The following is a 20,074-nucleotide window of genomic DNA, read 5'->3' as shown; positions in this document are numbered from 1 at the left end:
TGTTCGCTATTTCGTGATAATGGGAGTTGGGCCGGCATGGCCTAAATTGCGGATGCCGTCAACGATCTTGGCCAAAGCAATGCTCAAAGAGCCCTTCGCCAGCACGATATCGCCGCCTTGGATTTGGGTCGGCAGATCCGCAAGGACTTCGGCGCTGGTTTGATACCAGGTGCCCTGTTTGGCTTCGGGCAAAGCGGAGTGGAGATGCTGCATCAGCGGGCCGATACAATGGATTTGATCAACAGCGAGCACCGATGGATGCCGAGCCAGTGCTGTGTGCAGTGCGATTTCGTCCGGGCCAAGCTCTTTCATGTCGCCCAGATAGGCGACCCGACGTCCGCTTCCCGGCGTCGCCGCCAGAACCTCTAGTGCAGCAGCCATAGAAGTGGGGTTGGCGTTATAGCTGTCATCCAGCAGTAAGATTTTGCCTCCACGCAAATGGATCTCTTCGCGTGCACCACGTCCCTTGACCGGAGACCACAGAGCCAGACTGTGCAGGGCCTTATCCAGATCCGCCCCCAATGCCGCAACACAGGCCAAAGCGCCCAGTGCATTCATTGCAAAATGAGCCCCAAGCGATTGGATATGCATCTCTATGTCTCGACCCATGACCCGGGCCTGCGCCAAGGTCTCTTCCCCCTGAATAACCGCTGAGATCAGTTGGTATTCCTTGTCCTTTGACCCGAACCACCACGATTTCACCCCCTGCTGCAGTGCCACCTCACGCAGGACACCGGCCTCGGCAATATCTCCATTCAATACCGCAACGCCTCCCGGCTCCAGCCCTTGCAGCACCGCGGCCTTCTCCCGGGCAATTCCAGCCACGTCATCAAAGGCCTCAAGGTGTACCGCAGCTACAGTGGTGATCAGGGCTACATGTGGACGGGCCTGTATCGCCAGCGGGGCAATTTCACCGGGATGGTTCATGCCAATTTCGACCACCGCGAATTCAGTGTCGCGCGGCATTCGCGCCAAGGTGAGCGGAACACCCCAATGATTGTTGTAACTGGCCACAGCCGCATGGGTGCGACCCTGATCAGACAGCATCCGTGCCAGCATCTCCTTGGTCGAGGTCTTGCCCACCGATCCGGTCACTGCCACCACCCGTGCATCGCAACGGGCTCGGGCAACGCGGCCTAGCGCCTCCAGCCCGTGCAGAACATTATCGACGATCAACAGCGGTGCGTTTGCGTCCACCCCATCGGGAACACGTGAAACCAATGCGGCCCCGGCCCCACTGGCCAGCGCCTGCGCCACAAAGTCATGCCCATCACGCGCCGCTGTCAGCGCGACAAACAAATCACCCGGCGTCAAAGTGCGGGTATCAATTGAGATCCCGTCAACGCTCCAGTTGCCCTGCGCCCGACCACCTGTTGCAGTCACGGCCTCTTGCATCGTCCACAGGCTCATACTAGCCCCCCGTCCAGCGCCGCGACGGCCATGCTGGCCTGTTCAACATCGTCAAAGGGTAGAATATCATCGCCCACGATCTGACCGCTTTCATGGCCCTTACCGCAAATCATCAGCGCATCGCCCGGCCCCAGCGCGTCAACACCGCGCAGGATGGCTTCGGCGCGATCGCCAACTTCGCTTGCCCCCGGCGCGCCAGCTTTGACGGCAGCCCGGATCACGGCAGGGTCTTCACTGCGCGGGTTGTCATCGGTGACAATCACCATATCCGCATTCTCAACAGCTGCCTGCCCCATCAAAGGCCGCTTGACCGCATCGCGATCACCGCCTGCCCCGACAATGGCGATCAACCGACCCAGGACATGCGGGCGCAGCGCCTTGAGAGCGGTGGCAATGGCGTCAGGCGTATGGGCAAAATCAACAAACACCGTCGCGCCATTGCTGCGCGTCGCCGCCAATTGCATCCGGCCCCGCACGGTTTTCAGATGAGGTAGCGTTTCAAACACCCGCGAGGGCAGTTCACCCGAGGCAATCACCAAGCCACAGGCCAGCAGAATATTCTCGGCCTGAAACCCGCCGATCAGGTTCAGCCGGGTTTGAAACGGTTTATCATGCCAGCTAAACCGCATGTCCTGCCCAGAAGCATCAAAGCGCTGGCTCAGCAGCGAAAGGTCACCCAATCCGCGCCCCACCGTGATCACCTCTTGGCCGCGCGCGCAGGACACTGCACGCATTTCGGCGCCACGCTTGTCGTCTATGTTGATCACCGCGACACCTTCGTCCTGCAACACCCGGCGGAACAATCCGGCCTTGGCGGCAAAATAGGCCTCAAATGTGTGGTGATAATCCAGGTGGTCCTGACTGAAATTGGTGAAGCCCGCGGCCGCCAGATGCACGCCATCCAAACGGCGTTGATCCAATCCGTGGCTCGAGGCCTCCATCGCCACATGGGTCACGCCATTCTCAACCGCCTTTGCAAGCGCGCGGTGCAGGGTGATCGGGTCCGGAGTGGTATGGGCCAGTGGATAGCTCCAGGCGCCTTCAACCCCGGTGGTGCCAAGGTTGACCGCAGCATGACCTAATTCTTCCCAGATCTGACGCACAAAGGTCGCGACGGATGTTTTGCCATTGGTGCCGGTAATCGCCACCGCCGTTTGCGGCTGCGCACCAAACCAAAGGGCAGCCGCATAGGCCAGGGCCTGACGCGGATCTTGTGTCACGACCAGCGCGGCATGGCCATCGCCTAAGACCTCGGCTGCGATCTTGGCACCTTCGGCATCCGTCAAAATGGTCGAAGCACCCTGTTCCAGGGCGGTGCCAATGAATTTGGCGCCATGCACCACAGAACCGGGCAGCGCTGCAAACAGAAACCCATCGCCCACTGCACGACTGTCGACCGTTATACCTTTGATCACAGGGTCCGCACCGCCGCGTGCAGTCAGACCCAACTGGCCGAGGGTCTTCTCGGATGTGTTGCTCATAGCGACCTCACCTATCAGTTTGAGGTGAGGGTTATACCAGTCACCGGGGCAGGTTCAACTTGCGGTCGCAGCCCCAACAACGGCGCGATCCGGCCGATCATTTCAGCGGCAACCGGAACAGCCGTCCACCCCGCCGTACGACGCTCTTCATCGTAGGCGATGATCGAAGGTTCATCCAGGGTTACAACCAGCACATATTTCGGGTCATGCGCTGGGAAGATCGACGCAAAAGTGGCGATCACTTTATCCTCGTAATAGCCACCTGACGGTTTTGGCTTATCCGCAGTGCCAGTCTTACCGCCAACCTGATAGCCGGGAACTTCGCCAAAGCTGGCGGTGCCTTCTGTCACCACCAGACGCAGCATTTCGCGTGACGCCGCTGCGGCCTCGGCTGACATGACGCGAGGCCCCAATTGCGGCCCGTTCTGCTTCAGAATGGTTGGGCTGACATAATTTCCACCATTGGCAATCGTCGCATAGCCCGCCGCCAAATGCATTGGGCTGGTCGACAGACCGTGACCATAGGAAATCGTCATCGCCGACAGTTCGGACCAGTTTGGCGGCAATAAGGGGCGCCCTGCATTGGCCTCGGATATCTCAAACGGAGTGGCCTCGAGCATCCCCAGACGCGACAGGAAATCGCGCTGACGGTCAGCCCCAATTTGCTGTGCCAGACGTGCCGTGCCAATATTTGACGATTTCACAATGATCCGCTCTACCGATAAGCTGTTGCCGTAGTTGTGGAAATCCCGGATCGAGAAGCGACCCCAGCGCAGCGGACCACGGATATCAACCATAGTGTCGGGATTGACCAATCCCAAATCCATCGCCTGTGCGGCAGCGAAAATCTTGAAGGTGGAGCCCAGTTCATACACCCCCTGCACTGCCCGATTGAACAGCGGGCTGTCGGACGGATCATCGCCCGAAACCGGTGGCCGTGGCCGCTCATTCGGGTCAAAATCAGGCAGTGACACCACCGAGATCACCTCGCCGGTGGTCACATCCATCAGGATAGAGGTTGCACCCTTGGCATTCATCAGACGCATGCCGCCATAAAGGACACGCTCGGCGGCGGCCTGAATGGTCAGGTCCAGCGACAGCTGCAGCGGCTCGGCACCGTTGGCCGGATCGCGCAGATAACTGTCGAACTGACGTTCCACGCCCGCAACACCGATCACCTCGGCGGCATCGACGTCTTCTTTGCCAAACCCGGCCCCGCCCAGAACATGGGCGGCCAGACTGCCATTGGGGTAAAGCCGCATTTCACGCGGGCCAAACAGCAGTCCGGGATCGCCGATATCATGCACCGCCTGCTTTTGCTCGGGGCTGATCTTTTTCTTGATCCAGACAAACTTGCGCTTGCCGGTGAAATCCTTGACCAGGCGCGCGTGATCCAGATCCGGGAAAATTTTGACCAGCGCGTCCGCCGAGGCCACCGCATCAATCAATTGCTGCGGATGCGCATAGAGTGAATGGGTCTCAAAGTTGGTTGCCAGAATGCGGCCTTCGCGGTCGACAATATCGGCGCGCTGCGCCGCAATGGCGCTGCCCGATGCACTGGTGGCCGGTTCCGTTGGCTCGGATGTGGCCATCATTCCCATACGAAGACCTATCACCGCATAGGCGCACAGGAAAAATGCACCCAGCACCAGCAGCCGACCTTCGGACCGGACCTGAGAGCGGCCCTGAATTTCAGCGTGACGCTGGCGCAGATTCTCTTTTTCAATAGCGTCCGGGTTTTCCCCTTTGGCGCGGGCGGTCAGGATGCGGGCCAGTGGCCGTAGCGGAATACGGATCATCAGTTCCCCCCCGCGGCAGCCATAGTCGACACATCGACACCATTGGTGATGGGCAGCAGCGGCACCTGCGGATAGGCGACCTCATCCACCCGGCCAAACTGGTTGGGACGAAGAGGCAAAAGGCCGAGGCTGTTAAAGTTCAGCTCGGCCAATTCCCGCAAACGGTCGGGACGGTTCAGATAGGCCCACTCGGCCCGTAGCACCCCAAGTCGCACCTGGGCTGCGCCGATCTGGCGTTGCAGGGTTCGGGTTTCTTTCAACACCTGCTGGGTGGCATAGTTTTCACGGTAGGCCCAGAATGCTAGACCAAACACCGCCAGCGCGGATAGGACATAAGCCAGAGATTTCATCGAAGGGCCTCTTTCAGTTGTGGCATCCCAATGTCGCGGGCCTCTATCGGCGTGGCTGGCGCCTCGCTCCGCCGCCCGACCCGCAATCGCGCAGACCGTGACCTTGGGTTTTCCGCCAATTCCTGATCATCCGGCCCTTCGGCCTTACGGGTGACCAATGTGAACTGTGTCGGAATTTCCTCAATCTCTGGAGCAAATCGATTGGCGCGACCGGTCTTACCAGCGCGATGCTGAAAGAACCGTTTGACCATCCGGTCTTCGATAGAGTGAAAAGTGACAACCGCTAGCAAGCCGCCCGGCTTAAGTGCCCGTTCAGCGGCCAGCAAGCCCTGGAACAATTCTTCGTACTCGGCATTCACCGCAATGCGCAGCCCCTGAAAACTACGCGTGGCAGGATGCGATTTGCCCGGCTTGGACCGTGGCAGGCATCCCTCGACGATTCTAGTCAATTGTAATGTGGTGGTGATCGGTTCCAGCGTGCGCGCCTTGACGATTGCCTTTGCAATACGGCGACTGGCGCGTTCTTCGCCAAAATGAAACAGGATATCCGCCAATTGAACTTCTGAAAGTTCCGCTACAAGATTTGCCGCCGAGGGCCCCTCTTGTGACATCCGCATGTCCAGCGGACCATCTTTCATGAACGAGAACCCACGTTCAGCCAGGTCCAACTGCATCGACGACACACCAAGATCCAGGACAACGCCGTCCAAATCGCTGGCGTATTCGTCCATGCGCGAAAATACGCCCTGCTGCATCACCAGCCTGTCCCCGTATTCTCCGGCCCAGCTTTGCGCCATTTCAAACGCCAGCGGGTCGCGATCGACACCAATGACCTGCGATGCCCCAGCCTCGAGTAAACCACGCGTATATCCGCCAGCCCCAAATGTGCCATCCAACCAACGCCCCGACACGGGCGCGACGGCCTTTAGCAAAGGGCGCAGTAAAACGGGAACATGGGGGGCGGATCCGGTATTCTGGTCCGTCGTCATCACTCTGCCCCTTTGGCGCCGTCAAGAAACTGCATTATGTCATAGCCTTCTGGCAATTCGTCCAACCACTTATCGGTCTGAGCAGATTCTTCCTGCTCATAGGTTTCCGGCTTCCAGATCTGAAAAGTATCACCTGCAGCAATAAAGAAAGCCTCTCCCTTGAGGCCGATCTTGTTGCGCAGCTTGGCCGGCAGCACCAAGCGGCCAGTTTCATCAACTGTGGTGGGAAAAGAACGTCCGTGGAACAAACGCTGCAACGCCTTACGCGGTTCTGAGCCACGCGGTAAAGCATCAATCTTGGCATCGACCTCGTCGATTGCCTCCATTGTATAACATTCAAGAAAATTACGGTCGTCATCGCCATATACGATGACCAGCTCAGGATTGTCGCCGGACTGCCAGTTGGCGTCGCCAGATTCAAGCACACGACGAAACGAGGCCGGGATAGACACCCTGCCCTTTGTATCGACCTTGTGTTGGCTTTCGCCTCTGAACCTGCGGCCCAAGATAACGTCCCTTCTGCTACGTTCCTCGCGTCTTTTTTTATTCGTGCCCCGGTAAGGAAAAAGGCGAGTTGATCAGCTGCCACGGATCAACTCGCCATCTTCGTCCCGCTGTGCGGGAGTGTCCGACTGCGCGCGCCACCTGGGGGGATGTCTGCTCGCTCGCGCGCCGGATCTCAGTATCTGATGAAAGCGAAGGCCTGTATGATACCTGCTTTTAGTTTCTTGTATTTGTGGGGTCGTTGTGCGCCCCGTGCTCTTCGTCTCATTCGATGTATATGGGGATACTATGGGACTTCATGGTCTGGCAACGCCTTTTTAACGACACACTCGCCACATTTCTTAACAAGATCTAAATATAATTAGATTTTAGGGCTAATAATTGGGCGAATGAGAGAACGTATAGTTATTCTTGCCAACCATGACACAACATATAGTGCAACCGTGATGGCAAAAATAATTCCCCTAATTTCCCAGAAAGTTTCCAGCGAATCCGAATTTCAATTTTCGTTCCCTTAACGTTCCGAGTTATCCCCAAGCAACTCACAGGCGAATTGAGTTTCAAGACATCGAATCAAACTTGATTCGTGGAAATTCAACGTTTTTTGCCGCAAATCACCGATTCTACGCCCATGGTTTCCCAAACCGCCCATGGTTTCCCAGGCTCCCCATAAATTCCCAATCGCCACCCCAATAGATGCCTTTCACAATCCGTCGCCCAAAAATAGAGCGACCAGGACGGGATCGCTCGACCTGGAATAGCCAGTCGATCTTGCCTCGGTCGCGTCTGGCGAATTTTGGAAACTGGAAGGCGGGTGGGCATCAGGACAAAAAGGCCCACCTGAACAGGCGGGCCGGTTATCGTTTTTCAATGGTCCAGAGACGACGGTCAGGTTAGGCCATGCCGCCCTTGACCAACCCTTCGGCAATACGGGCATAGGCCTGCGCCATCGCCCCATCCCCCGCTGCCACAGGAGTGCCGTTGTCGCCGGCCAGTCGGGTCTCAAGATCAATTGGCAAAGCCCCCAGCAGTGGCAAGCCCAATGTCTTAGCCTCGGTCGCGACACCGCCATTACCAAAAATATGATGCTCGCCGCCACAATCCGGGCAGGTAAAAAACGACATGTTCTCGATCAGCCCAAGCACAGGTGTCTTAAGCGTCTTGAACATATCCAGCGCCTTGCGCGCATCCAGCAGCGACACATCTTGCGGTGTGGAGACGACAATGGCGCCCGACAGTTCCGTCTTGGTACACAGCGTCAACTGGACATCGCCCGTCCCCGGAGGCAAGTCGACGATCAACACGTCCAGTTCACCCCAATTGACCTGCCCCAGCATCTGCTGCAATGCGCCCATCAACATTGGGCCGCGCCAGATCACTGCTTTGTCTTCCTCAAGCATGAACCCGATCGACATCAAGGTGACGCCATGGGCATGCAGCGGTTCGATGATTTTGCCATCAGGGCTGGCCGGGCGCCCCGAGGCCCCCATCATGCGGGGTTGGCTGGGACCATAGATATCCGCGTCCAGCAATCCCACCTTGCGCCCCTGTCGGGCAAGCGCCACCGCCAGATTAGAGGCGACTGTTGATTTACCAACCCCGCCCTTACCAGACCCCACCGCCAGAATACGCTGCACCCCGGCAGGCTTCAGCGGCCCGGCCTGCGGCTTGGGATGGCCACCGATCTTTAGGCTCGGCGCCGCGGCGGCAGGTCCATGCGCCGTCAAGGCAACCGAAACCTCCTGCACCCCGTCCAGCTCTTGCACCACGTCCTCGGCTGCCCGGCGCAAAGGCTCCATCATCTTGGCAATGTCTGGATTCGGGGCCTCGATCACGAAACTGACCTTCCCGCCCTCAATCCGCACTGCCCGCACCATGTCGCGTGATACCAATGTACCCCCATCCGGCAGCGCCAAGCGCCCTAGTGCTTTATTTATCTCTACCAGCGTCACTGCCATTTTGGCCTCCTAATCTTTCCTGCCTACATATAGGCAGTGCGTCGCCCGGCAAAACCCCCGGAACCAGTGTTACCCCTGCAGCGTCCGTCATACATTTTCAGCAAAATTATTATGCATCCACCGGCCATCACTGCACAAAATCAGACAAGCAGAAAATGCAATAGCTGACCCATGCAAATGCTGCATAGCAGAAATGACCAAGCAAGGGATTGTGCATCTGCAGCAAATTCCTATTTTGGCCTCAAGCAACGCCACACAGGCAACGCACTGAAATACACTAAGGACCAAGACGATGGCCGCCATTGATCACATCAGCCGCTCGAAACTTTCGCTGTTCTGCGCCCCCGTCGCACTGGCCGAGGCCGCATGGGACCGTTTTACTCAATACCGCCTGTATCGCAAAACACTGGTTGAGCTCTCGATGCTGACACGCCGTGAACTGGCTGACCTGGGCCTGAACCGCTCGATGTTGAAGAACGTCGCACACGAGGCTGCCTACGGCTCCAAATAATAGAGATCAGGTCTTTTTTCTCCTCCCTTAAGAAGACCTGTCCTACGCGGCAGCATCCTCCTCCTCCCTGATGCTGTCGCACCTTATACCGGTTCAAAACCGGGTCTGAATACACCGGGGCTTCCTCCTCCCTGAAAACCCGGTGTTGCAAAGAACGGCGGTGCCCCTCCTCCTCCCTGGCGCCGCCGTTTTTCTTTGCCATCTCCCAATCGTTCATTTCATTTGGTCGGCTCTCAATTTTGTCGCGTTCGCTGATCAAATGTCGCAATTGGCACATCAAATCCCTGATCCCGCGCTTTGCTGAAACGGCCCCCAATCGGGTTTTGTTCCCCCCAACATCGCGGCCGTTTCATGAAATTCATTCACCTTACTGACTTGCATCTTGTCTCTCCCGGCACTGAACTGGCCGGCTCCGATCCGTCTGCCCGTCTTACAGACTGTCTTAAAGATATTGAACAATGGCACAGTGATGCGCGTTTCTGTGTCATTTCCGGCGACCTGGCGGACACAGCTAACCCTGCGGCCTATGCTTGGCTAAAAGAACAGCTGGCCGGGTTTTCCATCCAGACCTTTCTCATGCTTGGAAATCACGACGACCGCACTGTTTTCCAAAGCGTCTTTGAAGATCATCACTGTGACGACAATGGGTTTATCCAGCACAGCCACAAGACAAAGGATGGCCTGTTCATATTTCTGGACACCACAAAAGACGGTGCCAGCGCACACGAGGGACAATTATGCCCGCAGCGCTTGGATTGGTTGCGCACCCAACTGATCAATGCCGGGGACACGCCTGTGTACCTGTTCATGCATCACCCGCCCTTTGATATTGGCATCGCTTACGTCGATGACATCAAACTTGTGGAGCATCAGGACTTTGCCGCGGTTCTGAAACGGGGCAAGAACATCCGGCACGTGTTCTTTGGTCACGTACATCGATCTGCCTATGTGCAATGGAACGGGCTGTCTTTCACCTCGCTGCCCAGCCTAAACCATCAGGTACCATTGGTACCCACCAGTGTTGGCACGACATATAGCTCCGAGCCTGCGGGATATGGTGTCGTGCTGCTGAACGACGGCCAGATGACGGTGCATTTCGACGCTTTCCTGAATCGCAGCGCGATCACCTGAAGCCAAGGCATGGCCCACCCGGTCTTTTGATATGTCGGGGTGGGCCTCAGCTATGGGGCAGCCCGGCACTAGAACGGAATATCATCGCCTGCCGAGACAAAGCTGGCGACGACTTTTTTCAGCCCGGCCTTGTCGAAATCCACTTCCAGCTTGTCGCCGTCGATACCGGCAATCATCCCGTAACCAAACTTTTGGTGGAACACCCGGTCGCCCATCGTAAAGCTGGAGATTACCGTCGAATCGATCACTTGCGGCTTGGCGGCATTTGGCTGCGCCATACCGCGCTGTCCGGCCCGCGACTGCATGCGTTTCCAGCCCGGCGAATTATACCCATCCGCCTGCGCCATCTTTTCTTCGATGGTCGATCGCACTGGCGCCTCAGCCGGAGCTGCCGCACCATAACCACCGCCATACAGGCCCGGCGGCGTGAGCACTTCGACATGCTGATCGGGCAGCTCGTCAATGAACCGCGATGGCAACTGTGACTGCCACTGCCCAAACACCCGACGATTGCCAGCAAAGGATATGGTACAGATTTCCTCGGCACGGGTGATGCCGACATAGGCCAGACGGCGCTCTTCCTCGAGACCTTTTAGGCCGCTTTCGTCCATCGACCGCTGCGAGGGGAACAGTCCGTCCTCCCAGCCCGGTAAAAACACCGCCGGGAACTCCAGCCCCTTAGAGCCGTGCAGCGTCATGATCGACACCTTTTCCCCGGAATCACTGGCCGCGTTGTCCATGATCAGGCTGACATGTTCCAGAAAACCCTGAAGGTTCTCGAAATTCTCCAGCGCCTTGACCAATTCCTTAAGGTTTTCCAACCGCCCAGGCGCATCCGGCGTCTTGTCGTTCTGCCACATGGTTGTATAGCCAGATTCATCCAGAATGATCTCGGCCAGATCCATATGGGTCATGTTGGCGTCACCGGCCAAGCGCCCCCAACGGGCTATATTTTCGATCAATATGCGCAGCTGCGTGCCGCCCTTACCCTTTATCAATCCGCCTTCAATCGCCAGACGCGCGCCCTCCAGCTGCGACACTCCATTGGCCCGCGCCGTGGTCTGGATGTTTTGCAGCGCAACCTTGCCCAGACCGCGTTTCGGCGTATTCACAATGCGTTCAAACGCCAGGTCATCATCCGGGCTGGTCACCACGCGGAAATAGGCCATGGCATCGCGAATCTCGAGCCGCTCATAAAACCGTGGCCCGCCAATCACCCGGTAGGGCAACCCGATGGTCAGGAACCGGTCCTCAAATGCGCGCATCTGGTGCGAGGCGCGGACCAGAATGGCCATTTGCTCCAGATCGCGCGGCCCCTGCCCGCGGGTGCCGCGTTGCATCGCCTCGATCTCTTCACCGATCCAGCGTGCCTCTTCCTCGCCGTCCCAGTGGCCGATCAGCCGGACCTTCTCGCCACCCTTGGCAGCGGTCCACAGGTCTTTGCCCAACCGGCCCTCGTTGCCGGCAATAACCCCAGAGGCCGCCGCCAGAATATGTTCCGTCGAGCGGTAGTTCTGTTCCAGCCGGACCACCTTGGCGCCGGGGAAATCCTTGTCAAAGCGCAGGATATTGCCAACCTCGGCGCCACGCCAGCCATAGATCGACTGATCATCATCGCCGACGCAGCAGATATTCTTATGTCCTGCCGCCAGCAGTCGCAGCCATAGATACTGGGCGACATTGGTATCTTGGTATTCGTCCACCAGGATAAAGCGGAACCAGCGTTGGTATTGCTCAAGGATATCTGGATGGGTCTGAAATATCGTCACCATGTGCAGCAGCAGATCGCCAAAATCCACCGCGTTCAACTCGCGCAGACGAGTCTGATACTGTGCATAAAGATCAACGCCCTTGCCGTTATAGGCGGAAGCATCCGCCACTGGCACCTTGGTCGGGATCAGGGCCCGATTTTTCCAGTCATCGATCACATTGGCCAGTGTCCGCGCTGGCCAGCGCTTGTCGTCAATGCCTTCGGCCCGGATCAGCTGCTTCAACAGCCGGATCACATCATCCGTGTCCAGAATGGTGAAGTTGCTTTTCAGCCCGACCAGTTCAGCATGACGGCGCAGCAGTTTGACGCATATCGCGTGGAAGGTGCCCAGCCAGGGCATGCCCTCAGCCGGTTGCCCCAACATGCCGCCCACCCGCTCTTTCATTTCGCGCGCGGCCTTGTTGGTGAATGTCACCGCCAGGATCTCGTTGGTGCGGGCCGACCCGGTGGTGAGCAAATGCACAATCCGGGCCGTCAACGCCTTGGTCTTGCCAGTGCCCGCCCCAGCCAGCATCAGCACTGGGCCCTGCAAGCATTCAACAGCCTCACGTTGCGCCGGGTTCAACCCGTCAAGATAGGGTTGCGGCCGCGCAGCCATTGCACGCGAGGATAGCGATGCGCCCTCAAAGGCGTCCATTTCGTCAAAACTGCTCATGCCCATTATCCTAGCGTGAAGCCATCAAGAGGGGAAGTCTTGTTCTCACAATGTTCCGCTTCATTTGTCGTGATCCCCGAACACCCGGCGACAATGCCTCGGGCCCATCGTTCATGGCCAAAGCACGCCGGGGAAACAATGGTAAAAATTCTAAAGACGCCCTTTGCTATGGGCCAGGACCTATACGTCCAAAAGTGCACCCGGAGGACGTTGTCCCGAGCCTGCGTCGAATGCGCCGTGTCCCGGAACATCGCTGGAATCGATCAGACCAATACATCTCCTTGCATTCTTCTGCCGATTTTCCCACAAATCCGCCATGGATTTACACAGCCGCTACCCCGCCATCGCTGATCTGGCCCGCCAAGCCCAACGTCGCCTGCCACCATTCGTCTGGGAGTACCTGGACAGCGCCACCGGCACTGAGGCCACCAAGACCCGCAACCGCGCGGCACTGGATCGGGTCGGTTTTTTGCCCTCAATCCTGCACGGCCCCTTAGAGGTCGATCTGAGTACCACGCTGTTTGGTGAGAAACTGCCGCTGCCCTTTGGGGTAGCACCGGTTGGCATGTCCGGGTTGATCTGGCCCGACGCCGAGGGTCATCTGGCCCGCAGTGCCGCTGCCGCCGGCATACCTTATACTCTGTCCACTGTTGCCAGCCAATCGCCCGAGGATCTGGCACCGCATCTGGGGGAACAAGCCTGGTTCCAGCTGTATCCACCAAAAGACCCAGACATCCGCATCGACATGCTCGCCCGCGCAAAATCCGCCGGGTTCAAAGTGCTGGTGCTGACGGTGGATGTACCAGTGGCCTCGCGCCGGGAACGTCAGATGCGGTCAGGGTTGACGCAACCGCCACGGCTGACACCACGCCTTCTTGCCCAGACCCTGGCAAATCCCACATGGGCGCTTGGCATGGCCCGGCGTGGCATGCCGCATATGCGCACCCTGGATAAATACATCACCGGAAATCTGGGCAACCTGTCCTCAACTGCACATATCGGCTACTTGCTACGCACCTCGCCGGATTGGGAGTATGTGCAATGGTTGCGGGATCACTGGCAGGGGCCGATCGTGATAAAAGGGGTAATGCGCCCCGAGGATGCAGAGCGCCTGCAAGACATGGGCGTGGATGCGCTTTGGGTGTCGAACCACGGCGGTCGCCAGTTCGACGCCAGCCCCGCAACGATCGAAATGTTGCCTGAAATCCGCCGGGCCACCACCCTGCCGCTAATCTTTGACAGCGGTGTCGAGGGCGGGTTGGATATGCTGCGCGCACTGGCACTTGGTGCCGACTATATCATGCTGGGACGCGCCTTTCATTTTGCATTAGCCGCCCTTGGAGAACCCGGCCCAGCCCACCTGATCGACATCTTGAAGCAGGACCTGAAATCTAATATGGGACAAATTGGCGCAACTGACGTTACGTCCTTGCCTTTGACAAGGACCCTGGGACCTGCCCACCAACTGCCTATTTAATGAGCAGATTAATAAGTTGAATCACAATACGAGGCCGCATGATAGCGCAATAATGCCGGTTATACCCAGAACTACGGTTGAACCTGCCGTTATGATGCGCCTAACAATTCGTCAAAATCACACGACCACGAGGGTAACATGACCGACTTCAAGAAAATCCTGATTGCCAACCGTGGAGAGATCGCCATCCGCGTGATGCGCGCCGCCAATGAAATGGGCAAAGCCACGGTCGCGGTCTATGCTGAAGAAGACAAACTTGGCCTGCACCGGTTCAAGGCTGATGAGGCCTACCGCATCGGCGAGGGCATGGGCCCGGTTGCCGCTTACCTCAGCATCGACGAGATGATCCGGGTCGCCAAAGAAAGCGGCGCAGACGCGATCCACCCGGGCTATGGGTTGCTCTCGGAAAACCCTGATTTTGTCGACGCCTGCTCGCGCAATGGCATTACCTTCATTGGCCCCAAGGCTGAAACAATGCGCGAAGTTGGCGATAAGGCCAGTGCCCGCCGGGTTGCAGTCGAAGCCGGCGTGCCGGTGATCCCCGCCACCGAGGTGCTGGGCGACGACATGGACGCCATTCGCAAAGAAGCAACAGACGTGGGCTACCCCTTCATGCTCAAGGCCTCGTGGGGCGGCGGTGGTCGCGGCATGCGCCCGATCTACAATGAGGATGAGCTGGAAGAGAAAATCCTGGAAGGTCGCCGCGAAGCCGAGGCGGCCTTTGGTAACGGCGAAGGTTTTCTGGAAAAGATGATCCAGCGCGCCCGCCACGTCGAAGTGCAGATCCTGGGTGATAAACAGGGCGGCATGTACCACCTGTTTGAGCGCGACTGCTCAGTACAGCGCCGCAATCAGAAAGTGGTCGAACGCGCCCCTGCGCCATACCTCAGCGAAGAGCAACGGACTGAGATCTGCGCATTGGGCCGTAAGATCTGCGCCCACGTGGGCTATGAATGCGCCGGTACCGTCGAATTCCTGATGGATATGGACGACGGCAAATTTTACTTCATCGAAGTAAACCCAAGGGTGCAGGTGGAACACACTGTCACCGAGGAAGTCACCGGCATCGACATCGTGCGCGCCCAGATCCTGATCGCCGAAGGCAAATCCATTGCCGAGGCCACCGGCAAAGCCAGCCAGGATGACATCGCGCTGACCGGCCACGCCTTGCAGACCCGGGTCACAACCGAGGATCCGCAGAACAACTTCATCCCTGACTATGGCCGCATCACCGCCTATCGCTCGGCCACCGGTATGGGCATTCGTCTGGACGGCGGCACCGCATATGCAGGCGGCGTGATCACCCGCTATTATGACAGCCTGCTGACCAAGATCACCGCCAAGGCGCCGACCCCAGAAATGGCCATCGCCCGCATGGACCGCGCCCTGCGCGAATTCCGGGTACGTGGTGTCTCCACCAACATCGCCTTTGTCGAGAACCTGTTGAAGCACCCGACCTTTCTGGACAACAGCTATACCACCAAGTTCATTGACGAGACACCGGCCCTGTTCCAGTTCTCCAAACGTCGTGACCGGGGAACTAAGGTTCTGACCTACATCGCAGACATTTCGGTCAATGGGCATCCTGAAACCGAAGGCCGCAACGCACCGCCCGCCGAACTGAAAGCGCCGCGCCCGCCCAAAGTCGCACCAGGCAACCTGCCCTATGGCACCCGCAACTTGCTGGAGCAAAAAGGCCCGCAAGCTGTTGCCGACTGGATGAAGGCCCAGCGGCAGTTACTGCTGACCGACACCACCATGCGCGACGGTCACCAATCCCTGCTGGCCACCCGGATGCGCTCGATTGACATGATCAAAGTGGCCCCGGCCTACGCGCAAAACCTCAGCCAGCTGTTCTCGGTTGAATGCTGGGGCGGCGCCACCTTTGACGTCGCCTACCGGTTCTTGCAGGAATGCCCCTGGCAGCGCCTGCGCGACCTGCGCGAGGCGATGCCAAACGTGATGACCCAGATGTTGCTGCGCGCCAGCAACGGGGTTGGCTATACCAACTACCCCGACAATGTGGTGCAAGAGTTCGTCCGCCAGGCCGCCATAACAGGTGTCGATGTCTTCCGGGTGTTCGACAGCCTCAACTGGGTTGAAAACATGCGCGTCGCCATGGATGCCGTGGTTCAGTCCGGCAAGATCTGCGAAGGCACCATTTGCTACACCGGTGACATTCTCGATCCAAATCGCGCCAAATATGACCTCAAGTACTACATCGGCATGGCCAAAGAGCTCGAGGCCGCTGGCGCCCATGTTCTGGGTCTCAAAGACATGGCGGGCCTGCTAAAGCCGGCCGCAGCCAGGGTGCTGGTCAAGGCCCTTAAGGAAGAGGTCGGCCTGCCGATCCATTTCCACACCCATGACACCTCCGGCATTGCCGGCGCCACCATTCTGGCCGCGGCTGATGCAGGCGTCGATGCGGTGGATGCGGCTATGGACGCCTTCTCGGGTGGCACCTCGCAGCCCTGCCTCGGCTCGATTGTCGAAGGTTTGCGTAACACCGACCGCGACACCGGCATCGACATCAAACCGATCCGCGAAATCTCGGACTATTGGGAGCAGGTGCGTGCGCAATATGCCGCGTTTGAAAGCGGCATCCAGGCCCCGGCGTCCGAGGTCTACCTGCACGAGATGCCCGGTGGTCAGTTCACCAACCTCAAGGCACAGGCCCGCAGCCTGGGTCTGGAAGAGCGCTGGCACGAGGTCGCGCAGACCTATTCGGATGTGAACCAGATGTTCGGCGATATCGTCAAGGTCACGCCCAGCTCCAAAGTGGTTGGCGATATGGCCCTGATGATGGTCAGCCAGGGCCTGACCCGCGCCGAGGTCGAAGATCCAGGCACTGATTTGTCTTTCCCCGACTCGGTCATCGACATGATGCGCGGTAATCTGGGCCAGCCGCCCAAAGGCTTCCCCGACGCGTTCCTCAAGAAAGTGCTCAAGGGTGAAGCCCCCAATCTGGAACGCCCCGGCAAGCACCTCAAAGCCGTGGATCTTGAAGCAACCCGCGCTGATCTCAGCACCCAACTGGACGGAAAATCCGTCGACGACGAAGATCTGAATGGCTACCTGATGTACCCCAAGGTGTTCCTCGACTACATGGGTCGCCACCGCAGCTATGGCCCGGTGCGCGCCTTGCCAACCCAGACCTTTTTCTACGGCATGGAACCGGGCGACGAGATCGAGGCCGAAATCGATCCCGGCAAAACCTTGGAAATCCGCCTGCAGGCCATCGGTGAAACCGATGAAAAAGGCGAAGTCAAAGTGTTCTTCGAACTGAACGGCCAGCCACGGGTCATCCGGGTGCCAAACCGCTTGGTGAAATCTACCACCGAGGCCCGTCCCAAGGCCGAGGCCGGCAACGACAACCACTTTGGCGCTCCCATGCCTGGCGTCGTGGCCACCGTTGCAGTCCAGGCAGGACAGCAGGTTCACGAAGGCGACCTGCTGCTGACCATCGAAGCCATGAAAATGGAAACCGGTATCCACGCCGAACGCGATGCGGTAATCAAGGCCGTGCATGTTCAGCCCGGCACTCAGATCGACGCCAAAGACCTGTTGATCGAGCTGGACTAACCCACTCGATAACAGACTTCAAAAACGATGGGGCGCAAATTCAATGCGCCCCAACAGCTCTATCACTGCCCCCATCATCTTTTCCAAAATACTCCCGCCGGAGGCCGGCTCCACCAGCGCCTTACCTGCGTCGCTTGACGAAACTTCCGTCAGCATCTCCCTTCAGACAGCGCGGCACCACCGGGAAATCCTGGCTCAGGAAATACGCATAGGTGCCACCCGGGAAGTCCTCGGTCACCACCTGCGTCCCATTGCATTCATCCAGTGTTCCAGAGCCCGCCCGATATTGATAGTCCTGCACAAAGGCGCCGTCATAACGCCCACTCGGCGCTGATCCCCCTGGTCGACGGCCCGATTTCAACTGGTAGGAACTGGTCATCTCCCGCACCCGACCATTCATGTCGGTGGTGATCGCATAAATTGGAAACCCATCCGCCGCATATCCGATCAGGGGCGATGCTTTCTCCGCTGACCAGCCCAATTGCTGCATCAGCCCCCATGGCAACCCGTGGTAGTGATAGGCCCCGCTGGGCTGAACATGGGCATAGTTCTGGTCCAGCCCCAGTGTCACAGCCCCGCCCAGGGCCTCGTACTGCCAGCCAGACTGCCGATTACCTTTCCAGAACTCCGCGGCCCCCGGATCGAACGGAACCCCATTGACCGCAACTCCAAACAATCCCGCCATGCCATAGGCCTTGGCGACCCGAGGCAATTGATCGGTATCTGCCGCAAACTTATATCGTTGTGGCTGAATGCTATGAGGGTTGCCCCGGTTTGGAAATTGCCCAACCGCATGATCCGGGATGCCATTTGCACTGATCTTAACCGTGTCCTGCGTAGCGCGCAGCTTAACCTTACTGCCTCGTACTTTAACCGTCGCAGCAACCAGATTGAGGTCTTGTGCAGCAATCGCAGTGTGCTGACGCCTTGGAGGCTGCCCCTGCGCATCGCTTTGCAGCACAAAGCCAATCACAATCATGCCGGTCAGTGCCGCCAGTTTGATGGTGTTCGCATGTCGCATGGCAATTTCCTTTAGTAACAATACTTCATTGCAGGGTTTCACGCAGCGTTCCGCCAGTTCCGTCGCACCTTATGTAATTTATTTTCAAACCCACACCGTTTTGCCCTTGCGGCGCGGCCGTGGAATTCATATCTCAGCCCTCACCGACGGAATGCGGGCGTAGCTCAGGGGTAGAGCATAACCTTGCCAAGGTTAGGGTCGAGAGTTCGAATCTCTTCGCCCGCTCCATCGGTCAAACGGATAGGGTCGCCTTCGGGCGGCCCTTTCGTATTTGTGTCTCAGGCTCTAGTGTCATGGCTTGTGGAGAATCAACTCATCCACTAAGAACAGAGCAAGAACGCCGTAATGGCGACGAATGGAACAACGAGGTAGCATGCTGACATCGGTAGAACTCTGCGCAGGTGCAGGCGGTCAGGCCCTGGGCCTGGAAAAAGCCGGATTTGATCACACCGCGCTGGTCGAGATAGACAAGCATTGCTGCGCCACCCTGCGCCACAACCGTCCCAACTGGAATGTGCTCGAAGAGGACGTGCGCCTGTTCAAGGAACGTTCTTCTGATTTTGCCGGGATTGACCTGCTGGCCGGCGGCTTGCCCTGTCCACCGTTCTCGGTGGCTGGCAAACAGCTGGGCGAAAAGGACGAACGTAATCTGTTCGACGACGCGCTTGGCATTGTCGATGCCACCCGTCCCAAGGCGGTAATGATCGAAAACGTGCGCGGCTTTCTGGATGCGGTGTTTCTGGATTACCGCGAGAAGCTGAAGAAGCAACTGGGGAAACTCGGCTACACCACCGATTGGCGGCTGCTCAATGCCTCGGACTACGGCGTGCCACAACTGCGCCCTCGGGTGGTGATTGTCGCCCTGCGCAAAGAATACAACGACCAGTTCTGCTGGCCCGATCCACTACCCCACAACCCGCCCAAAGTTGGCGAAACGCTGATTGATTTAATGAAGGAACGTGGCTGGCGTGGTGCCGACGACTGGGCAGCCAAGGCCGATGAAATCGCGCCTACAATCGTTGGCGGCTCCAAGAAACACGGCGGCCCTGATCTGGGTCCGACCCGCTCGCGCAAGGCCTGGGCCTCGTTGGGGGTCGAAGGCCGCACCATTGCCCCCGAGGCCCCGGATCCATTTCACAACGACATGCCCCGCCTGACCGTCCGAATGGTGGCCCGCCTACAGGGCTTCCCGGATGACTGGCATTTCACTGGCGCCAAAACCAACGCCTATAAACAAGTCGGCAACGCCTTTCCGCCACCGGTGGCCCAGGCCGTCGCAACCCAGCTGAAAACCGCAATTGCCAAGCGGAAACTGCATGTCGTGCGCGCCTGATACGATACACAAAGGACCGCGCCTGACCTTGGGTAGGCGCAAAACGCCGTCACCGTTTTGCCGAAGGCAAACCTTGGGTTTGACGTGGGAAGGTCAGGCGCA

General features: G+C 58.2%; 14 protein-coding genes and 1 tRNA gene. 6 read left to right on the top strand and 9 right to left on the bottom strand.

Going from position 1 to position 20,074, the window contains the following annotated elements:
• Window positions 1-6: 6 nt before the first annotated feature.
• From EBB79_RS06065 to EBB79_RS06035, 7 genes are all read right to left on the bottom strand, one after another.
• Window positions 7-1,410 (bottom strand): UDP-N-acetylmuramoyl-tripeptide--D-alanyl-D-alanine ligase, encoded by a 1,404-nt coding sequence (locus EBB79_RS06065; protein WP_127748068.1) that lies wholly within the window; start codon window positions 1,408-1,410, stop codon window positions 7-9.
• Complete coding sequence (locus EBB79_RS06060) at window positions 1,407-2,891, bottom strand: UDP-N-acetylmuramoyl-L-alanyl-D-glutamate--2,6-diaminopimelate ligase (RefSeq protein ID WP_127748067.1); 1,485 nt, start codon at window positions 2,889-2,891, stop codon at window positions 1,407-1,409. The genes EBB79_RS06065 and EBB79_RS06060 overlap by 4 nt, the downstream gene beginning before the upstream one ends.
• Before the next feature lie 14 nt (window positions 2,892-2,905).
• Window positions 2,906-4,690: a peptidoglycan D,D-transpeptidase FtsI family protein gene (locus EBB79_RS06055; RefSeq protein ID WP_127748066.1), complete on the bottom strand. Its 1,785-nt coding sequence runs from the start codon at window positions 4,688-4,690 to the stop codon at window positions 2,906-2,908.
• Entirely contained in the window at window positions 4,690-5,040 is a 351-nt protein-coding gene (gene ftsL, locus EBB79_RS06050; RefSeq protein WP_127748065.1) for a cell division protein FtsL, read from the bottom strand. Before ftsL ends, EBB79_RS06055 begins: the two co-directional genes overlap by 1 nt.
• Entirely contained in the window at window positions 5,037-6,029 is a 993-nt protein-coding gene (gene rsmH, locus EBB79_RS06045; RefSeq protein ID WP_127748064.1) for a 16S rRNA (cytosine(1402)-N(4))-methyltransferase RsmH, read from the bottom strand. Before rsmH ends, ftsL begins: the two co-directional genes overlap by 4 nt.
• Window positions 6,029-6,535: a division/cell wall cluster transcriptional repressor MraZ gene (mraZ, locus tag EBB79_RS06040; protein WP_127748063.1), complete on the bottom strand. Its 507-nt coding sequence runs from the start codon at window positions 6,533-6,535 to the stop codon at window positions 6,029-6,031. The genes rsmH and mraZ overlap by 1 nt, the downstream gene beginning before the upstream one ends.
• Before the next feature lie 891 nt (window positions 6,536-7,426).
• Entirely contained in the window at window positions 7,427-8,491 is a 1,065-nt protein-coding gene (locus EBB79_RS06035; RefSeq protein ID WP_127748062.1) for an Mrp/NBP35 family ATP-binding protein, read from the bottom strand.
• A 292-nt stretch (window positions 8,492-8,783) separates the two neighbouring features.
• On the opposite strand from EBB79_RS06035, the gene EBB79_RS06030 reads away from it, so the two are divergent.
• Both EBB79_RS06030 and EBB79_RS06025 read left to right on the top strand, forming a co-directional pair.
• Window positions 8,784-9,002: a DUF1127 domain-containing protein gene (locus EBB79_RS06030; protein ID WP_127748061.1), complete on the top strand. Its 219-nt coding sequence runs from the start codon at window positions 8,784-8,786 to the stop codon at window positions 9,000-9,002.
• A gap of 351 nt (window positions 9,003-9,353) precedes the next feature.
• The gene (locus EBB79_RS06025; protein ID WP_127748060.1) at window positions 9,354-10,133 is read left to right on the top strand and encodes a phosphodiesterase; all 780 of its coding nucleotides are present in this window, start codon (window positions 9,354-9,356) and stop codon (window positions 10,131-10,133) included.
• Between the two features lie 68 nt (window positions 10,134-10,201).
• Here EBB79_RS06025 and EBB79_RS06020 read toward each other — a convergent pair whose 3' ends face one another.
• Window positions 10,202-12,559 (bottom strand): ATP-dependent helicase, encoded by a 2,358-nt coding sequence (locus EBB79_RS06020; protein ID WP_127748059.1) that lies wholly within the window; start codon window positions 12,557-12,559, stop codon window positions 10,202-10,204.
• Between the two features lie 316 nt (window positions 12,560-12,875).
• Between EBB79_RS06020 and EBB79_RS06015 the strand changes: the two genes are divergently transcribed.
• Entirely contained in the window at window positions 12,876-14,036 is a 1,161-nt protein-coding gene (locus tag EBB79_RS06015; protein WP_127748058.1) for an alpha-hydroxy acid oxidase, read from the top strand.
• 138 nt (window positions 14,037-14,174) lie between these two features.
• Window positions 14,175-17,618, top strand: a complete 3,444-nt coding sequence (locus EBB79_RS06010) for a pyruvate carboxylase (RefSeq protein ID WP_127748057.1) — start codon at window positions 14,175-14,177, stop codon at window positions 17,616-17,618.
• 121 nt (window positions 17,619-17,739) lie between these two features.
• On the opposite strand, the gene EBB79_RS06005 is transcribed toward EBB79_RS06010, so the two are convergent.
• Entirely contained in the window at window positions 17,740-18,639 is a 900-nt protein-coding gene (locus EBB79_RS06005; RefSeq protein WP_127748056.1) for a YHYH protein, read from the bottom strand.
• A gap of 153 nt (window positions 18,640-18,792) precedes the next feature.
• On the opposite strand from EBB79_RS06005, the gene EBB79_RS06000 reads away from it, so the two are divergent.
• Together EBB79_RS06000 and EBB79_RS05995 are read left to right on the top strand one after the other, a co-directional pair.
• Window positions 18,793-18,867, top strand: a tRNA-Gly gene (locus tag EBB79_RS06000).
• A gap of 145 nt (window positions 18,868-19,012) precedes the next feature.
• The gene (locus EBB79_RS05995; protein ID WP_127748055.1) at window positions 19,013-19,972 is read left to right on the top strand and encodes a DNA cytosine methyltransferase; all 960 of its coding nucleotides are present in this window, start codon (window positions 19,013-19,015) and stop codon (window positions 19,970-19,972) included.
• Window positions 19,973-20,074: the final 102 nt, after the last annotated feature.

Origin of the sequence: Parasedimentitalea marina, assembly GCF_004006175.1 — a bacterium.
Lineage (GTDB): Bacteria > Pseudomonadota > Alphaproteobacteria > Rhodobacterales > Rhodobacteraceae > Parasedimentitalea > Parasedimentitalea marina.
This window is presented reverse-complemented; position numbering and strand designations above follow the sequence as displayed.